The organism is Streptomyces ovatisporus (assembly GCF_042653885.1).
Lineage (GTDB): Bacteria > Actinomycetota > Actinomycetes > Streptomycetales > Streptomycetaceae > Streptomyces > Streptomyces ovatisporus.
This window is the reverse complement of the sequence record NZ_JBHSFH010000006.1, coordinates 446,057-461,418: the sequence shown is the minus strand read 5'-3', so window position 1 is coordinate 461,418 and position 15,362 is coordinate 446,057. Positions and strand designations below refer to the sequence as shown.

14 protein-coding genes are annotated in these 15,362 nt (G+C 71.9%); 5 read left to right on the top strand and 9 right to left on the bottom strand.

Annotated features, from left to right (window positions below; genetic code table 11):
- Positions 1-6: 6 nt before the first annotated feature.
- Positions 7-729 carry an HAD family hydrolase gene (locus ACFPA8_RS13300; protein WP_386447313.1) on the bottom strand — a complete coding sequence of 241 codons (723 nt, stop codon included), beginning with the start codon at positions 727-729 and terminating at the stop codon, positions 7-9.
- A gap of 212 nt (positions 730-941) precedes the next feature.
- Here ACFPA8_RS13300 and ACFPA8_RS13295 point away from each other — a divergent pair, with 212 nt between their 5' ends.
- A complete protein-coding gene (locus ACFPA8_RS13295; RefSeq protein WP_386447669.1) occupies positions 942-2,033 on the top strand; it encodes a lactonase family protein in 1,092 nt (363 codons plus the stop codon).
- 247 nt (positions 2,034-2,280) lie between these two features.
- Here the strand turns inward: ACFPA8_RS13295 and ACFPA8_RS13290 are convergent, their stop codons facing one another.
- From ACFPA8_RS13290 to ACFPA8_RS13270, 5 genes are all read right to left on the bottom strand, one after another.
- Complete coding sequence (locus tag ACFPA8_RS13290) at positions 2,281-3,288, bottom strand: sirohydrochlorin chelatase family protein (RefSeq protein ID WP_386447310.1); 1,008 nt, start codon at positions 3,286-3,288, stop codon at positions 2,281-2,283.
- 107 nt (positions 3,289-3,395) lie between these two features.
- On the bottom strand, positions 3,396-4,442 hold the full coding sequence (locus ACFPA8_RS13285; RefSeq protein WP_386447308.1) for an N-acetylglucosamine kinase: 1,047 nt from the start codon (positions 4,440-4,442) through the stop codon (positions 3,396-3,398).
- Positions 4,439-5,116 carry a uracil-DNA glycosylase gene (locus ACFPA8_RS13280; protein WP_386447305.1) on the bottom strand — a complete coding sequence of 226 codons (678 nt, stop codon included), beginning with the start codon at positions 5,114-5,116 and terminating at the stop codon, positions 4,439-4,441. Before ACFPA8_RS13280 ends, ACFPA8_RS13285 begins: the two co-directional genes overlap by 4 nt.
- Positions 5,117-5,167: 51 nt before the next feature.
- Positions 5,168-6,277 carry a WD40/YVTN/BNR-like repeat-containing protein gene (locus tag ACFPA8_RS13275; protein ID WP_386447303.1) on the bottom strand — a complete coding sequence of 370 codons (1,110 nt, stop codon included), beginning with the start codon at positions 6,275-6,277 and terminating at the stop codon, positions 5,168-5,170.
- A 145-nt stretch (positions 6,278-6,422) separates the two neighbouring features.
- Entirely contained in the window at positions 6,423-7,193 is a 771-nt protein-coding gene (locus tag ACFPA8_RS13270) for a TetR/AcrR family transcriptional regulator (protein ID WP_386447300.1), read from the bottom strand.
- Positions 7,194-7,787: 594 nt separating this feature from the next.
- Here ACFPA8_RS13270 and ACFPA8_RS13265 point away from each other — a divergent pair.
- Complete coding sequence (locus tag ACFPA8_RS13265; protein ID WP_386447297.1) at positions 7,788-8,966, top strand: cytochrome P450 family protein; 1,179 nt, start codon at positions 7,788-7,790, stop codon at positions 8,964-8,966.
- Between the two features lie 112 nt (positions 8,967-9,078).
- On the opposite strand, the gene ACFPA8_RS13260 is transcribed toward ACFPA8_RS13265, so the two are convergent.
- The gene (locus ACFPA8_RS13260; protein ID WP_386447295.1) at positions 9,079-9,567 is read right to left on the bottom strand and encodes a GNAT family N-acetyltransferase; all 489 of its coding nucleotides are present in this window, start codon (positions 9,565-9,567) and stop codon (positions 9,079-9,081) included.
- A 388-nt stretch (positions 9,568-9,955) separates the two neighbouring features.
- Positions 9,956-10,501, bottom strand: a complete 546-nt coding sequence (locus ACFPA8_RS13255) for an EF-hand domain-containing protein (protein ID WP_386447292.1) — start codon at positions 10,499-10,501, stop codon at positions 9,956-9,958.
- A 530-nt stretch (positions 10,502-11,031) separates the two neighbouring features.
- Between ACFPA8_RS13255 and ACFPA8_RS13250 the strand changes: the two genes are divergently transcribed.
- A complete protein-coding gene (locus ACFPA8_RS13250) occupies positions 11,032-12,273 on the top strand; it encodes a M20 metallopeptidase family protein (RefSeq protein ID WP_386447290.1) in 1,242 nt (413 codons plus the stop codon).
- 163 nt (positions 12,274-12,436) lie between these two features.
- Here ACFPA8_RS13250 and ACFPA8_RS13245 read toward each other — a convergent pair whose 3' ends face one another.
- The gene (locus ACFPA8_RS13245) at positions 12,437-13,018 is read right to left on the bottom strand and encodes an RICIN domain-containing protein (RefSeq protein WP_386447287.1); all 582 of its coding nucleotides are present in this window, start codon (positions 13,016-13,018) and stop codon (positions 12,437-12,439) included.
- Between the two features lie 510 nt (positions 13,019-13,528).
- On the opposite strand from ACFPA8_RS13245, the gene ACFPA8_RS13240 reads away from it, so the two are divergent.
- A complete protein-coding gene (locus tag ACFPA8_RS13240) occupies positions 13,529-14,140 on the top strand; it encodes an RNA polymerase sigma factor (protein WP_386447283.1) in 612 nt (203 codons plus the stop codon).
- A gap of 1 nt (position 14,141) precedes the next feature.
- Positions 14,142-15,140 (top strand): CU044_5270 family protein, encoded by a 999-nt coding sequence (locus ACFPA8_RS13235; RefSeq protein WP_386447667.1) that lies wholly within the window; start codon positions 14,142-14,144, stop codon positions 15,138-15,140.
- Positions 15,141-15,362 lie beyond the last annotated feature (222 nt).

Below are 15,362 nucleotides of genomic sequence, written 5' to 3'. Positions count from 1 at the left end.
GGGAGTTCAGCGGGCACCGTCCGGACTGTCGGCCTGGCCGGTGCCCGCGCCGCCGGTGATCCACTCGTACGCCCGGCTCGCGTCGAACTCCTCCTGTCCGCCCGCGAAGAGCAGCCCCGCCCCTGTGAAAGCGGCGTCCCCGTCCGCCGGTTGCACATACGGCACGACCACGCACCGCATGCCCGCCCGACGGGCGGCCTCCGCCCCGGGTGGCGCGTCCTCCACCACGACGCAGCGTGCCGGGTCGGCGCCGAGCCGCCGTGCCGCTTCCAGGAAGACGTCCGGCTCCGGCTTGCCGCGCTCCACCTCCTCGGCCGAGACCCGCACGGGCAACAGGTCATCGAGCCCGGTCCCCTCGAGCACCGCCTCGATGGCCTCTCCCGACGAGCCCGAAGCCACCGCCAGGGGGTGACCTGCGGCGTGCAGCCGCTCCACCAGGTCCAGCATCGCGGGGAACACGCGCGCCGAACGGGCCGCCAGTTGCAGATAGCTGCGGTTCTTCTCCGCCACGAGTTGCCCGACCGGTGCGTCGACGCCGTACTCCCGGCGCAGCGCCTCCATGGTCTCCACGGTGCTGATGCCGATGAAGCGGGTGTGCTGCTGCCATGTGAACTCCCCTGCGCCGTGCGCGGCCAGCACGCGCCGTCCTGCCTCCCAGTAGAGGGGCTCACTGTCGACGAGCGTGCCGTCGAGGTCGAAGATCACAGGCGTGCGCGGGGAGTCGTCCATGCAGGCCAGCGTGCCAGGGACCGGAATGTTGTGCCGCAGGGGGATGTCCGCTCAGAGCGCCCGCGCCGCCGCAGCCCCGCTGCTACCGTCGGCCAAGATCGCGAAGAGTCCAAGGCCGGGTCGCACCGGCCCCGGCGAAAGGGCGCAGGGAAGTGAGCGGTTACGCGAACGGCGACGGGAACGGCGGCCCGGGGAGCGGCCGGAACGACGGGCTGCCGGCAGAAGCGGCCGAACACCGGGCGGACCGGGCGTACATCGGCTCGTTCACCTCGGCAGGCGGCCGTGGCGTCACCACCGCCTCCATCGACTGGGCCGACGGGGCGCTGACGGAACTTCACCACACCGACACCGCCGTACCGGACCCCTCCTACCTCGCTCTCACCGAAGGCCCCGGAGGGCCAGGGACCCCCGGCGGTCGCCTCTACGCGGTCAGTGAGCGGGACACCGGCGGGGCGGCGGCCTTCTCCCTCGACGACCGGGACAGACCCACGCTGCTCGGCGAGCCCACCCCGGTCGGAGGCGGCGGGCCCACCCATCTCACCCTCGCCGCAGGGCATCTCGTCACCGCCAACTACGGCACGGGCAGCGTCAGCGCGCTGCCCGTGCGCGCAGACGGCACCCTCGGCAGCCGTGCCTCGGTGCACGTACACACCGGCAGCGGACCGGAGACGGCCCGTCAGGAAGGCCCCCACGCGCACGCAGTCGTACCGGACCCGTCGGGACGCTGGCTGCTGGCGGTCGATCTGGGCACCGACTCGGTATGGATCTACGACCTGCGTGACGCCTGCCCCGACACCGAACCGCTCCCGCAGTCAGAGGTGCAGCTCCGGCCGGGCACCGGTCCACGGCACCTCGCCTTCCACCCCGGCGGTGGCCACGCCTACATCGTCAACGAACTGGAGTCCTCGGTGACGGTGTGCCGCTGGGACCCGGCGACGGGAACCCTCGAGCGGCTGACGGAGACGCCGACCCTCCCGGGGAACGCGACCCAGGAGCGCAACTACCCGTCCGGACTGGCCGTTTCCGCCGACGGACGGTTCCTCTGGGCCGCCAACCGGGGCCACGACAGCATCGCCGTCCTCGCCCTGTCCGCCGCCGGAGACACCATGGAGCTGACGGGCACCGTCCCCTGCGGCGGGCACTGGCCCCGCGATCTGGCTCTGCACCCCTCGGGCCGCTGGCTCTACGCCGCCAACGAGCGCTCGGGGGACGTCACCTGGTTCGCCATCGACCAGGCGTCCGGTACCCCGCACCGCGCCGGCTGTCTCGGAGCTCCCGCCGCCAGCTGCGTGGTCTTCGGCTGAGCGACGCCCGCCCCGCCGCGCGTATGTCTCCCGCGGCGGGGCCCTGCGATTCCCGTGGCGTGCGCTGTGCGGCGTACGACCTGCCACGTGCGGGGTGCGACCTCTGACGCGGGATGTGGGCCGTACGACGTCGCGTACGCCCGCCCGGGCGGCTGCTGCCCGCAGCCGCCGTGAGCCGGTGCCCGGCCGCCCGTCGGCAGCCGCGAGCGTGCAGAGGTCCCCACGACGTCCGGCGGGCCGCCCTCCGTCAGCGTGCAGCCATGCCCTGCGGCGAACTCTGCTGCCCGATACCCAGCTTGGCCGCGTACGTGGACGCCACGAGCTTGCCCACGGCCGGGTAGGCGCCCAGCGGTTCCGCGACCGAGCAGCCCGCCTCCTCCGCCGCGGCGTCCAGCAGGCCCGCGGGAACCTCGGGGCCGATGAGGCAGGGAGCCACGGCCAGTTGTGAGGACCCCGATTCGCGCAGCTGCTCGGCGATCCGCGCGACGGCGCCCGCCTCGTCCAGACCCGCCGCCAGCACCGGCACCGCGAGGCGTGCGGCCAGCAGCATGCCGGTGATCCCGGCCGCCTGCACCGCTTCCTCGCCGCCCACGGTGGCCAGCACGATGCCGTCCGCAGCCGTCGCGACGGTGAACAGCCGGGCGCGGTCGGCCCTGGCCAGGCCCGCCTCCGAGAGCTTCACGTGCACGCCTTCGGCGAGCAGCGGATGCGGGCCCAGGACGTCGGTGAGTTCCGCGCCCGTTCCGCTGGAGAGCACCGCCTGCCGTATCTGCCGCATCTGCGCCGCGTCCGGCCCGGCCAGCAGCGGGACGACGACGGCGACGAGGCGCTCCTCGGAGCCCTGCGGCCGGGGCGTGGCAGCAGTACCGGCCGCGACGGCGTCGCCGCCCGACTCGTCTGCTTCGGCGCTCGCCTCGGCTGCTGCGAGTTCGGCGAGTTCGGCAGCGCGCACGGCTGCTGCGTCCTGTTCGGCGGCGGCCTGTGCCAGGACCCCGTCGAGGGTCGGGTATTCCTCGCCGTCACCCTCCACGAAACCGATCCGCGCATCCATGCCCGGCAACTCCGACCGGGCGATGCTCAGCACCTCTTCGGAGAGGTTGCGGACGGCGCTCGACGGGGTGCCGGGGACGGCGAGTACCAGCGCAGGGGCGTTCTCGGGCGCGACGACAGGCTCCGGCCGGCGGTGCCGACCGGGCCTGCGTGGACGTGGCATTCGTACAGGCAGGCCGTTGTCCGGGTCAGTGGGGGAGCTCATGCGCCCGCATGTTAACGCCTTGCGGGGCGCTGCTGTTCAGGCGGGGGAGAGTGGCCTGGTATGCCCCATTCCTGAGCTGTGCAGCCTATGGGTTTTTGTCGCTTATCTCAGGTCAGCGACAGCAGCCCGGCGTCCTGCGGCAGGTGCAGGGCGCCGGAGGAGAGCCGCGCCGCGATGAGCAGCGCACCGTCCAGCGGGTCGCCGGCCGGGTCGGTGAGGTGCGCCTGGGGCGTACGCCGGTCCAACTGCTCCCGCAGAGGCCCGAGCAGTGGTTCGCCGATGCGGAAGAGTCCTCCTGTGACGGCGACCGCGGCCCCCTCCTCGGCGGGGCACACGGCTGCAGCGGCCGTGGCGATCTCCTGCGCGGCGGCCAGCAGGATCTCCTCCGCGACCACGTCGTGCTCCGCGCAGGCGGCGACCTCCGGTGCGAAGGAGGCCAGCACGGCGGGTCTGTCGGTGCGTGGATACAGGTGTGCGGGCAGCCCGCTCAGCGGCGCCCCGAAGACCGCTTCGGCTCTCTCCCTCAGCGCCGCCGAGCCGCCTTCGCGGCCGTCGTAGGCGCGCATCGCAGCCTGGAGGCCGGCCTGGCCGATCCAGGCGCCGCTCCCGCAGTCACCCAGCAAGTGGCCCCAGCCGTCGGCGCGGCGCCAGCTGTGCAGATCGGTGCCCATGGCGATGAGGCCCGTACCGCCCGCGACGACGGCACCGGGCAGCTGCCCGAGGGCCCCCGCATAAGCGGTCACCGCGTCGGCCGCCAGCGCGATCCGACGGGCGCCGAACTCATGCGTCAGTGCGCCGGGCAACTGGGCGCGCAGCTGCCCGCCGAGCGTCGCCATGCCGGCCGCTCCCACGCACACCGCGTCCAGACCGGCGTCCTGCGCCTGCTCGCCGGCCCGGGCGAGCAGATCCCGGGCGGCGGGCACCAGTTGGGCGAGCATGTGCTCCGCGTCGATGCCCTGTGCCCCGGTGCGTACGGGCTCCGCCGAGGTCACCGTGCCGACGGCCTGCGGTGCCCCGCCTTCCGTCAACGCGGCCAGCGTGATCCGCAGGCCCGAACCGCCGGAGTCGGCGCCCAGCACCCACGTGGGCCGGGACGCGCCCGCGAGCGGGGTGCCTCCGCCCTCTCCGTCCGCCGTCGTGCCGCCGTCCGTCACGGGAGCCGCCAGTCCACCGGCTCCGCACCCTGCTGTGCGAGGAGTGTGTTGACACGGCTGAAGGGACGCGAGCCGAAGAACCCGCGGTCCGCCGACATGGGCGACGGATGGGAGGACTCGACGACGGGACGGCCGGCCAGCAGCGGACGCAGATTGCGCGCGTCGCGCCCCCACAGCACCGACACCAACGGGCGGTCTCGCTCCACAAGAGCCTTGATGGCCTGCTCGGTGACCTCTTCCCAGCCCTTGCCCCGGTGGGCCGCGGGCCGGCGGGGTGCGGTGGTGAGCGCCCTGTTGAGCAGCAGGACGCCCTGCCTGGTCCACGGTGTCAGGTCGCCGCTGGAAGGTCTCGGCAGGCCGAGGTCGCTGTGCAGCTCGCGGAAGATGTTCTCCAGGCTGCCCGGCAGAGGCCGCACGTCGGGAGCGACCGAGAACGAGAGCCCCACCGCGTGGCCGGGCGTGGGATACGGGTCCTGCCCGACGATCAGGACACGCACTTCGTCGAAGGGCTGCTGGAACGCCCGCAGGACGTTCTGACCCGCCGGCAGGTACGTTCTCCCCGCCGCGATCTCCGCGCGCAGGAACTCGCCCATGGAGGCGACCTTCTCAGTCACCGGCTCCAGCGCCTTGGCCCAGCCCGGTTCGACGATCTCGTTCAACGGTCGTGCAGCCACGGGCCGTTACTCTACTGGCTCCGCCGCGCCGCTCCGGCCGTCCCGCTCACATCAGTCGATCACCGTCGCCCGCACGCACAGCACGTCCGGGAGATGCCCGGCCAGTTGCCGCCAGGTCTCCCCTTCGTCCGCGCTGGCGAAGACCTCGCCGTTCCGGTTGCCGAAGTAGACCCCTGCCGGGTCGGCGGCGTCCGTGCACATGGCATCGCGCAGCACCGGCCCGTAGTGCGCCTTCTCCGGCAGGCCGGAGCCGAGCTCCTGCCAGGTCGCCCCGGCGTCCTCCGTGCGGTGCACGCGGCAGCGGCGCTCGGCCGGAACCCTGTCGGAGTCCGCGTTGAGGGGGAAGACGTAGGCGACGCCCGCGCGGTGCGGGTGACTGACCACGGGGAAGCCGAAGTCCGAGGGCAGGCTCTCGCCGATCGACTGCCAGCTGGTACCGGCGTCGTCGCTGCGGTAGACGCCCCAGTGGTTCTGGAGGTAGAGCCGGTCGGGGTCGACCGCGTCGCGGGAGACCTTGTGCACGCACTGCCCGTACTCCGGGAACTGCTGGTTCTCCGGCAGGAAGACCGCCTGCACGCCCCGGTTGCACGGTTCCCAGCTCTTGCCCGCGTCAGCGGTGCGGTACGCGCCGCCGGTGGAGACCGCGACGGTCACCCTGCGCGCGTCCCTCGGGTCGACCAGGACGGTGTGCAGGCCGAGGCCCCCGCCTCCCGGCACCCAGTCCTTGCGCGTGGGGTGGTCCCACAGGCCGCGCACGAGCTCGAAGCTGCTCCCGCCGTCCTCCGAGCGGAACAGGGCGCCGGGCTCGGTGCCGGCGTAGACGACGTCCGGCTCGCTCGCCCCGCCGGGCTCGAGCTGCCACACACGCTCCAGGGAAGTCTCCGTGTCCTGCGGGAACTTCACAGCGGGCTCGGGCGGCTCCGTCCACGTCGTTCCCAGGTCGTCGGAGTGGAAGACCGACGGGCCCCAGTGCGCGCTGTCGCCGCCGACCAGGATTCGGGGCCCGGAGTCCCGCCTGGTGTCGATCGCGACGGAGTAGACCGCCTGGGCGTTGAAGTGCGGACCGTCGAACTCCCAGTCAGCCGCCTGACGTTCGCCCACCGCCCGCCGTGCGAGGAAGAGCCCTTTTCTCGTGCCCACCGCGAGAATCACATCTGCCATGCCGGATTTCGCCTCCCTTGACGCCGTTGTCCGAGGTGGGCATCAGTCTGCACCCTGGGACCGACAATGACGCCGGGCCGGCGTCGGTGCAGGTGGGGAAGGCGCCGACCGCCGGAGGACGTGTCCGCGACCGGGTCGGCCGCCCCTACGCCTCGCGCGCCGCCTGCGCCTCCCCGCACGGCTCGTACGGCAGCCCCTCGCCCGGCAGCCCGTCGGCGGCCTGCCCTGCCCCGGCCTGCGGCGGAGGAGCGGTCAGCCGAAGGGTGACCGACGGCTGCTGGACGGGCATCTCGCGCGCCCCCGCGGGCGGCGACTCCTGAGGGGGCCGGCCCAGCCGCCATTCCAGTTCGTACCGCGCGAAGAGCTCGGCGCGCAGTCTCGCCATCGGCATCGGCGCCCCGGGCAGCAGCACCGCGACCACGGCACCCATGAGAAGCGCGCGCAGCAGCGGATAGTCGGTGTCCGGGTCCGCCGACCCGTACCGCTCGATGGTGTCCCGCAGCAGCATCGCCAGGCGCTGCTGCTCAGGGCACTGGACGAATCCTTCCTGCTGGAGGATCCCGGCCATGTGCGCCCTCATCAGCACCGGCCGGTCGACCGCCAGCCCGAGGACCGCGTCGATCGCGCGGGCGAGCGCTTCATCGCCTGCGTCCGGATCCTCCGGCCCGGGACCGCGCTCCAGAGCCTCCTCCAGCGTCAGATGCATCAGCCTGTGCACGGCGGACTGGAAGAGCTGCCGCTTCCCCGCGAAGTAGTACGAGACGAGTCCGCGGGCGGATCCCGCACGGTCCGCGATGTCGCCCAGGGTCGTCGCCTCGAAGCCGCGCTCGCCCACCAGCTCCACGGTCGCCTGGAGCAACCGTTCGCGTGAGCGTCGGCGCAACTCTTCATTGACCGAAGCGCTCCGAGGGGACATCCTGTAGCTCCTGTTGTTGACTGGCCCGCAGCCAATATACTCAGGACGACTTCGGACGCACGCCCCCGACCAGGCTGCGCCCGGCTGGCCGCCGGTATTGGGCGACACGGGGGATCGCCCAATACCGGTCGCTCCGCCGCCCCTCGCGGCTCCGTCACGGAGAGCGGGGGCTTTCTTGTTTCGCTGGTCGGGGGCCTGATCGGCGTCGGCGGCTCGGTGCCGGGCAAGCGAGACGAAGGCCCCGGCCGGGAGACCGGCCGGGAGACGGGGCCTTCGTCGTTCTCGTCCCTGTCCGTCTCGGTCGCCGCGCCGGAGAAGGCGTGACCCGCTCTGCCGCTGCCCGCGTCCCGTGGCGGCCGGCCGCGGTACTGCGGTGGGGGCGGGCCACCAGCCGCTCCTCCCCGGGCTGGAAACCGACAGCCCGCTCCGGTGCGTGCTTGCGGCCGGTCCCCCGAGGGGAAGTGATATCGGTGGGGCGCTCGAAGGGACACCGGGCAGGGCGTTCTTGGGCGGGACCGTAGTCAGGTGGCTCGAGTCCGTGGAGGGCGGCCGGGTCCGGGGGCAGGGCCGCATCCCTGGAGGGGGTACGTACGAATGGCAGACCCTGAGCCCTTCGAACTGAGCAGTACCGAGACGGAGTTCAAACGGAACCCCTATCCGCTGTACGCGGCGCTCCGGAGCCGGGGCCCCGTGCACCGGGTGACCATCGAGGGCGGTCGGCAGGCCTGGCTGATCGTCGGCTACGAGCAGGCCCAGGCGGCGCTGGCCGACCCGCGCCTGTCCAAGGACTTCCGCAATGCCTCGCCCTCGCTCGGCATGCGGTCCGTGGCAACCGGGCGGCACATGGTCAACTCCGATCCGCCCGATCACACCCGCTTACGGAAGGCAGTCGGCCCTGCCTTCAGCCCCGCCCGCGTTCAGAGCCTCGCCCCCCGCATCCAGGCCATCGCCGACGACCTGCTGGACCGCCTCTTCGCGCCCCCGGGGGACGAGGCGGACCTCGTGGAGGCGTTCGCCTTCCCACTCGCCATCTCCGTCATCGGGGAAATCCTCGGGGTTCCGGAAGCGGACCACGCGGAGATCAGCCGGTGGTCGCAGGCGGCCTCCCGTCGCCAGGACGCCACCGACGCGGCCCGGCGGTATCTCACGGCCCTGCTGGAGAACAAGAAGAAGCACCCGGGCGACGACCTCCTGAGCGCGCTGATCACCGCGAGCGAGAAGAACGAGGCGAGGCTGACCACCTCCGAACTCCATGCCACCGCATTCCTGTTGCTGCTCACGGGGCACGAGACCACGGTCAATCTCATCTGCAACGGCGTCCTCGCCCTGCTGCTGCACCCCGACCAGCTGGAGGCCCTGCGGAAGGACTCCGGACTGACCCGCAATGCCGTGGAGGAGGTGCTGCGCTACGACGGGCCCGCCGAGACCTCCTCGTACCGTTTCGCCGCCGAACCCCTCAGGATCGCCGGTACGGACATCGCCGCGGGCGATCTGGTCATCGTCGCCCTCGGCTCGGCGGACCGCGACGGCGAGCGCTTCCCCTCGCCCGACCGGTTCGACATCTCCCGCAACACCGGTGGCCACCTCGGCTTCGGCCGGGGCATCCACCACTGCCTCGGCGCGCCCCTTGCCCGGCTGGAGGGCCGCATCGCCCTGCGCACCCTCTTGGAACGCTGCCCCCGGCTGCGGCTGGCGGTCCGTCCGGAGGAACTCGTCTGGCGCGCGGGCTACTTGATCCGCGGCCCCCGGCGGCTTCCCGTGCTCTTCCGCTGAGCGCAACCCGCGCGGCCGCAAGGCGAAGCGGGGCGGCGCGGCGGGCGCTCGTGCCCTGGCTCACCAGGGCTCCGCGCAGAGGCACGCAGATCCTGCGCGGGCCGGGAGGACGTCACGATCGACTGCCCCCGCGAGGCGCACCGTTCCGCTCGTGCTCCACATGCACCTCCAGCCTCGGACCGTGGGGCGTCCCCGCCCGGATGCGCAGCCGACCGGTGGGCCGCGCGCCGACGCTTCGGAGCACCCGTACGACGGGCCGGTTGGCGGGAGCCACATAGGCGCGCAGTTCGCTGTCCCCCTGCTCCCGTGAGTGCGCGATCACCGTGGCCACCAGGCGGCGCGCCAGACCACGGGACCGGTCGTGCGGCTCGACCCACAGACCGCTGAGGAAGCCGATCCCGTCCTCGCTCCGGTACTGAACCAGCCCCACTGTCTCCTCGCCCCGGGCCGCCTGCCAGACCGTGCTCGTCGCCAGCAGGTCCCGCCAGTACGCGGGCGGGGCCGTCGCCTCCGCCGCGCGCTCACCGTCCAGGTACCCGCCCGCCCGATCCAGAGCCGTCAGACGCACATCGCGCAGCAGCCTCCACTCATCGGGACCCATGAGCCGGATTCGCCCGGCCCCGCGGGGGACCGCCGTGCCGGTGCCGTCCGACGGGGGAGCGTCCCCGGCGGCTTCCGTGTGGTCCACTTCCCTCCCCCTGCTGGCGGTCCGGGCCGCCGAGTGGAGTCCAAGTCGGCTGTCCGGAACGGTACTTGGCGGCCCTGACCGGGAGAGTGTGCTCCAGTGGATTCTCCCCCGGCCGGCGCGCCCGCATGCAGGACCCGGTCGCCGCGGCCTGAACCAACTTGCAGGGCAAGACAGCCGTGAACCGGGCGACAGCGGGGAACAACTGTGCCCCCTCCACCGTCCCGGACCGGGCGGCCTCCCCGCGGTGTCCGCACGTACGTGGCGGGTCTCAACTGCCGCCCGGCCGGCGCCCATCCGGGGATCAGGAACTCTTCGCGCCCGATCCGACCAGGAGCTTCCCGGCGCCTTCGCCCTCCACCACGAAGGAGCGAATGGCATCGATGTACTCGTCGAAGACGACCCAGCCGTCCCCGTCGGTGTCGATCTGGGGGAAGGCCTGCTCCGCACGGTCCCGGTCGCTGCCCGAGGCGGCGATGGTCAGCCGCAGGAACTCCTCCTGATCCAACCTGCCGTCCCGGTCCGCGTCGGCGAGCGTGAAGGCGGTGCGCAGTGCCGGCACCAGCGCCTCCTCGAAGTCGCCGTTGCGCTTCGTGTGCCCGTGGAACCAGTTCAGATACTCCGCGAAGCTGATCTCACCGTCCTTGTCGACGTCGAGAGCGGCGGCCATCCGCTCCCACAGGCGCATGTAGGCCTCGGTCACCGCCCGGGCCCGGTCCGACTGCGGGTCGGCCGAGAAGGCGTCGATGACTCGGTGGGCCCGGGCGCGATAGTCCGCCGCGGTGATACGGCCGTCCCCGTCCTCGTCCCAGTGGTCGAACGCCTGCCGTGCGCACGCTTTTTCCGTCATGCGAGTGCCCTTCGTCTGCGATGCGGTGATGGTCTGACCGCGCGTCACAACTGCCTTGCGCAGCCCGCCTCTCTGTATCGCGGACAGTCACCGTGCACCGTCGAAACCGCGCAGAACCACTCTCCGGAGTGATCCGCAGGCGTCCTGGCCAGGATCGCCCTGCGCGCGGCGGTCCGGCGGTCATAAGCTGAGCGCCGCCCGGCGGCAGTCGCGGCGGGAACCGCCAGGTCCGCCCCGGGATCCGGGAGCCGGTATGCAGGCTCGTCCCCTGGCCCGCCCCTCCGCGCCACCGGTGCTGCCCACCCGCCCGTGCCCCCGTCAGCGGCTGGGCAGCCCACGCCCCCCGACTGGCCTCCCCGCAAAGGAGATTGCCCCACATTGACTGCCGGACGCCGCCCGATGACGACAGCAGACCGTGGGACCGACGACCGGCCTCCACCCTCCCGCGTGGACCACCCAGGCTCCCGGCCCGTACGCCGGTCCGCCCTCGCCGGTCGTCCGCCGGGGCTCGACGCGCACTCCGGCCTCGCGTGACCGGCGCCGCGTCCCTCCTGGAAGAAGCCCGGCGGCTCCTGCCCGAGGCCATTGCCGTACGCCGCTCCCTGCACCGCTCGCCTGAACTCGGTCTGCACCTGCCGCGCACCCAGCAGACCGTCCTGGACAGCCTGGCCCGACTCCCGCTGACGCTCACCACTGGGAAACGGCTCAGTTCCGTGGTCGCCGTCCTGGAGGGAACACGCCCCGGCCCCTCGGTCCTGCTGCGCGGCGACATGGACGGTTTGCCGCTGCACGAGGAAACCGGCCTGGAGTTCACCTCACGGCTGCCCGGCGCGATGCACGCCTGTGGACACGACCTGCACGTCGCGATGCTCATCGGGGCCGCCGGACTGCTGTCCGCACGCCGTTCGCAGCTCCGCGGGCGGGTGGTGTTCATGTTCCAGCCCGCCGAGGAGAGCGGCGGGGGCGCCGCCCCCATGATCGACGAAGGCGTCCTGGAGCCACCCGGCGGACCGCCCGTGAACTTCGCCTTCGCCCTGCACGTCACCCCGCGTCTGGAGACCGGCGCCGTGGGGCTGCGGCCCGGGCCCCTGTTCGCCTCGTCGGACCGGATCCACATCCGTCTTCGGGGCCGAGGAGGCCACGCGGCCGCCCCCCACCTCGCGCTCGACCCGGTCCCCGTCGCCTGCGCGCTCGTGCAGGAACTGCAGACCATGGTCGCGCGGACCGTCCCCGTCTTCGATCCCGCGGTGGTGACCATCTCCCGCATCCAGGCCGGCAGCACCACCAACGTGATTCCCCATACGGCGGACCTCCACGGAACGCTGCGGACCCTCACACCCGCCAGGCGCCGGGCCGTGCGCCACTCCCTGGAGCGCCTCGTGCGGCACGTCGCCGCCGCGCACGGGGCGGAGGCGAGCCTCGACCTCACCGAGGGCTACCCGCCGCTCCTCAACGACCCGGCCGCCACCGACACCGTGCTGCACACCGCCGCGGAACTCCTGGCCCCCGGCCTCGTTCGAACGCTGCCGGAACCCGTCATGGCGTCCGAGGACTTCGCGTACGTACTGGAACGCGTGCCCGGCGTCATGGCCCTGCTCGGCGCCCGCCCCGGCCACCTCCCCGAGGGAGCCTCCACCCCGGACTGCCACTCGAGCCAGGTCGTGTTCGACGAGCAATCCATGACGACCGGCATGGCCCTGCACGCCGCGGTAGCCCTGACCTGCCTGGCACAAGGCCCAGGGAACGACACGCAGGACGGCGGCCAGGAGTGAGCCGGTAGCGCCGTGAGCCGGGGGCGGCATCCGCGCCTCACCGGCCGTCATCCCCGGCCCCGTGCACGCCCCGTACTGCGAGCAGCCCCCGTCCCCCTGTGCCGGGCGTACCCGGCGCCGGTCCTTCAGCAGGTGGGGGACGGCGGCGGCCTGTGGTGCGCGGTCAGTTGGGCCACGGCTGGTCGTTCGGCCGCAGGGCCCAGAGCCTGTCGGAGGAGGGGTAGGACGTGTCGAGGTAGAGCGTGTTCCAGCTGCCGTTCCCGTATGCGTCGATCGTCATCGCGAGCTTGGTGTTGACGACGGGGCGCCAGATCCACCAGCCCGAGTTCGTGCCGCCGACCGTTTCGGGCTGGAGGTTCCACTTCTGGATGTCCGACCCGTTGCAGGTCTTCACGACGATGCGCGTTCCGCGCTCAGGCGTATTCGTCTGCGGCTGGAGGCACTTGTCGGCCGCCACGTTCCTCAGGACCCGCCTGTGCGTTCCGTCAGGAAGTCCGTCGCTGACGAGTTGTGACGTCCACTCCTCCGTGCTGTATTTCCAGCCCGGGTTCCGCAGGCTGTTGGCGAAGGCACCCTCGGCCGCGGTGTTGTTGTCCACGAGGGCGAGGCGCGAGCCGTCCTTCTTGTTGATGAGGTCCCGGGAGCCGGGCTCGGCGGATGCCGGTGCGGCGCTGGTGGCGACGAGGCCGGACAGAGCCAGAATGCCGGTGGAGGCGGCGATTGCGGTGCTGCGAAGTGTGGGCATGGCGTGCCTTCCCCTCGATGGTCCAGAACCAAGTGGTCCAGCACGATCCTGCACGGCGAGTACGGCCGTTCAGAGCACGTGCCGGGTAACGCCATCCGATGGTGTAAGACCGGCTACGGGGAGGCATTCGGCCTGATCGGACTGGGTAGGCCGACGGCTTGGTCTTCGGCTGCTTCCCTGAGCGAAGACGTCCCGCTTCCGACGGAAGCCGGCAGGAACCGTGGAAGCCGGCAGGAACCGTGGACCTCGCCCGGTATGGCGAGTGCGCGGCGGCAGGGGCGAAGTCAGCGATCAGCGTGGTCCCTTCCTGCCTGGAGGCGGTGGAGCGAAGGGCCGTCTCGTCGGCCCCACGCGAGAGATACATCAACACCGGGGCCGCGCTCCGGCATTGAGAAGACTCCCCGGCGGAAGTGGTCCGGCGACAGCGTGAACTCGATCGGGGGCTCGTGCGGAGTAGGGAGTGACCGGGCTCTGTTTCGCCCGGCGAGGCGAGACGAAACGGAGCCTGATGTGACAGCGCCCTCCCGAGTGGAGCGCCGGCAGGAACCCTTGGGCGATTCGGCCCTGGTGCAGGCGTCACAGACCGATCCGCAGCGGTTCGCCGAACTGTACGACCGGCACGCGCCGGACATTCACAGATACGCCGCACGACGACTCGGGGATTCCGCCGCGGACGACGTCGTGGCGGAGACGTTTCTGGTGGCCTTCCGCCGCCGGGACCGCTTCGATCCCTCGCGAGGCGCCGCACGCCCGTGGCTGTACGGGATAGCCGGCAACTTGATCGCCGGACACCGCCGTTCGGAGGTCGAGCATTACCGCCTCCTGGCGAAGACCGCCATCGATCCGCTGGTCGAGGGAGACCACGACCGGGCGGACAGCCGGGTGGCAGCGGCAGCGGTGACCCGCCGGCTCGGCGCCGCTCTGGCCCGGCTCTCCAAGGGCGACCGGGACGTACTCCTGCTCGTCGCATGGGAGTCGCTGACCTACGACGAGGTCGCACAGGCGCTGGAGATCCCCATCGGGACAGTGCGCTCCCGACTGAACCGGGCTCGCAAGAAGGTCCGGAAAGCGCTCGGCGGGGTCGACCCCACCGCGGCAAGCGAGGAGTTCACACGTGGATGAGATGACAGAGCTGCGGCGCATGCGCGCCGAGGTCTCCCACCCTGACGCAGCCCGTCTGGCCACCGGCCGGCAGCGGCTTCAGGCCGTGATCGACGAGGAAGAGGCGGCACCCGAGGCGGTTTCCCGACGACCATTCTCCATAGGGGGATTCATGAACGACACGAAGGACGGCTCCCGCAATCCCGTACGCAGACGTCCCCTGCTGAGCGTCGCCGTGGCCGCCGCGGCGGCGGTCGCGGTCACCGCCACGGCAGTGGTCGCCGACAACATCGGTGACAGGCAGGACGGTTCGGCGGACGCGGCACGTACGAAGCACTCCTATGCGGAGGAGGTGCTCCGTAGTGCCGCGGAAGAGGCGCGGAGGGGCCCGGAGTCCGACATCCCGCGGGACGACCAGTTCATCTACACCAAGAGCGTCACCAAGGAAACCGAGCGCAAGACCCACAAGAGCAAGACCTACACGGACGAGAGCTGGACGTCGGTCGACGGCTCGAAGCACTCGTGGAACGTGTTCCTCGGCCAGGGCAACTGGACCAACCCGCATGAGAACGAAATGCAGTACGACTGGAGCGAGCTGAAGAAACTCCCCACGGACCCGGTCAAACTCATTCTCAAGCTGTGCAGCCCGGTCGACCCGCCGCTGAAGCCGAAGTCGTTGAAGGGTGTGAGCAAGGAGGAGTGGAAGGACCTCCACTCCCAGTTGGAGGGCATGGTGATGCGGGCGCCGGTGATGCCCAAGGAACTGCGGGCCACCGCCTTCGAAGCGCTCGCCATGGTCCCCGGGATCAAGGCCAAGCCGGCGAAGGATGCCGAGGGACGTCCCGCAATCGGGATCTGGTCCGAGAACGCCCTGTTCGAGGGCACCCTGCTCGTCCTCGATGAAGACAGTCACAAGGTCCTCGGGTCCACGAGCATCCGTACTCCCGGCAAGAAGACGTACGACCAGTTCTCGCATCTGGAGGACTACGCGATCGTCGACAAGCTCAAGCAGCGGCCCTGACGTCGACGGCTGCCGGGCACCGGCGGGGGAGGGCGCCACCGGGCCGACCGGTGGCGCCGCCTGGTCCACCGGGAGCGAGAAGAAGCAGCCCGCCGGCGAGGATGCTCGGCAGGTCGCCCAGAAAGCCGCTCGAGAAGTTCTGCAGGGCCCGGTGGATTCCAGCTTTCCGGCGCCGGTGCGTCACCCGTCCCCGCGACGCCGCGGCTCGCGGCCGTGTGGCGA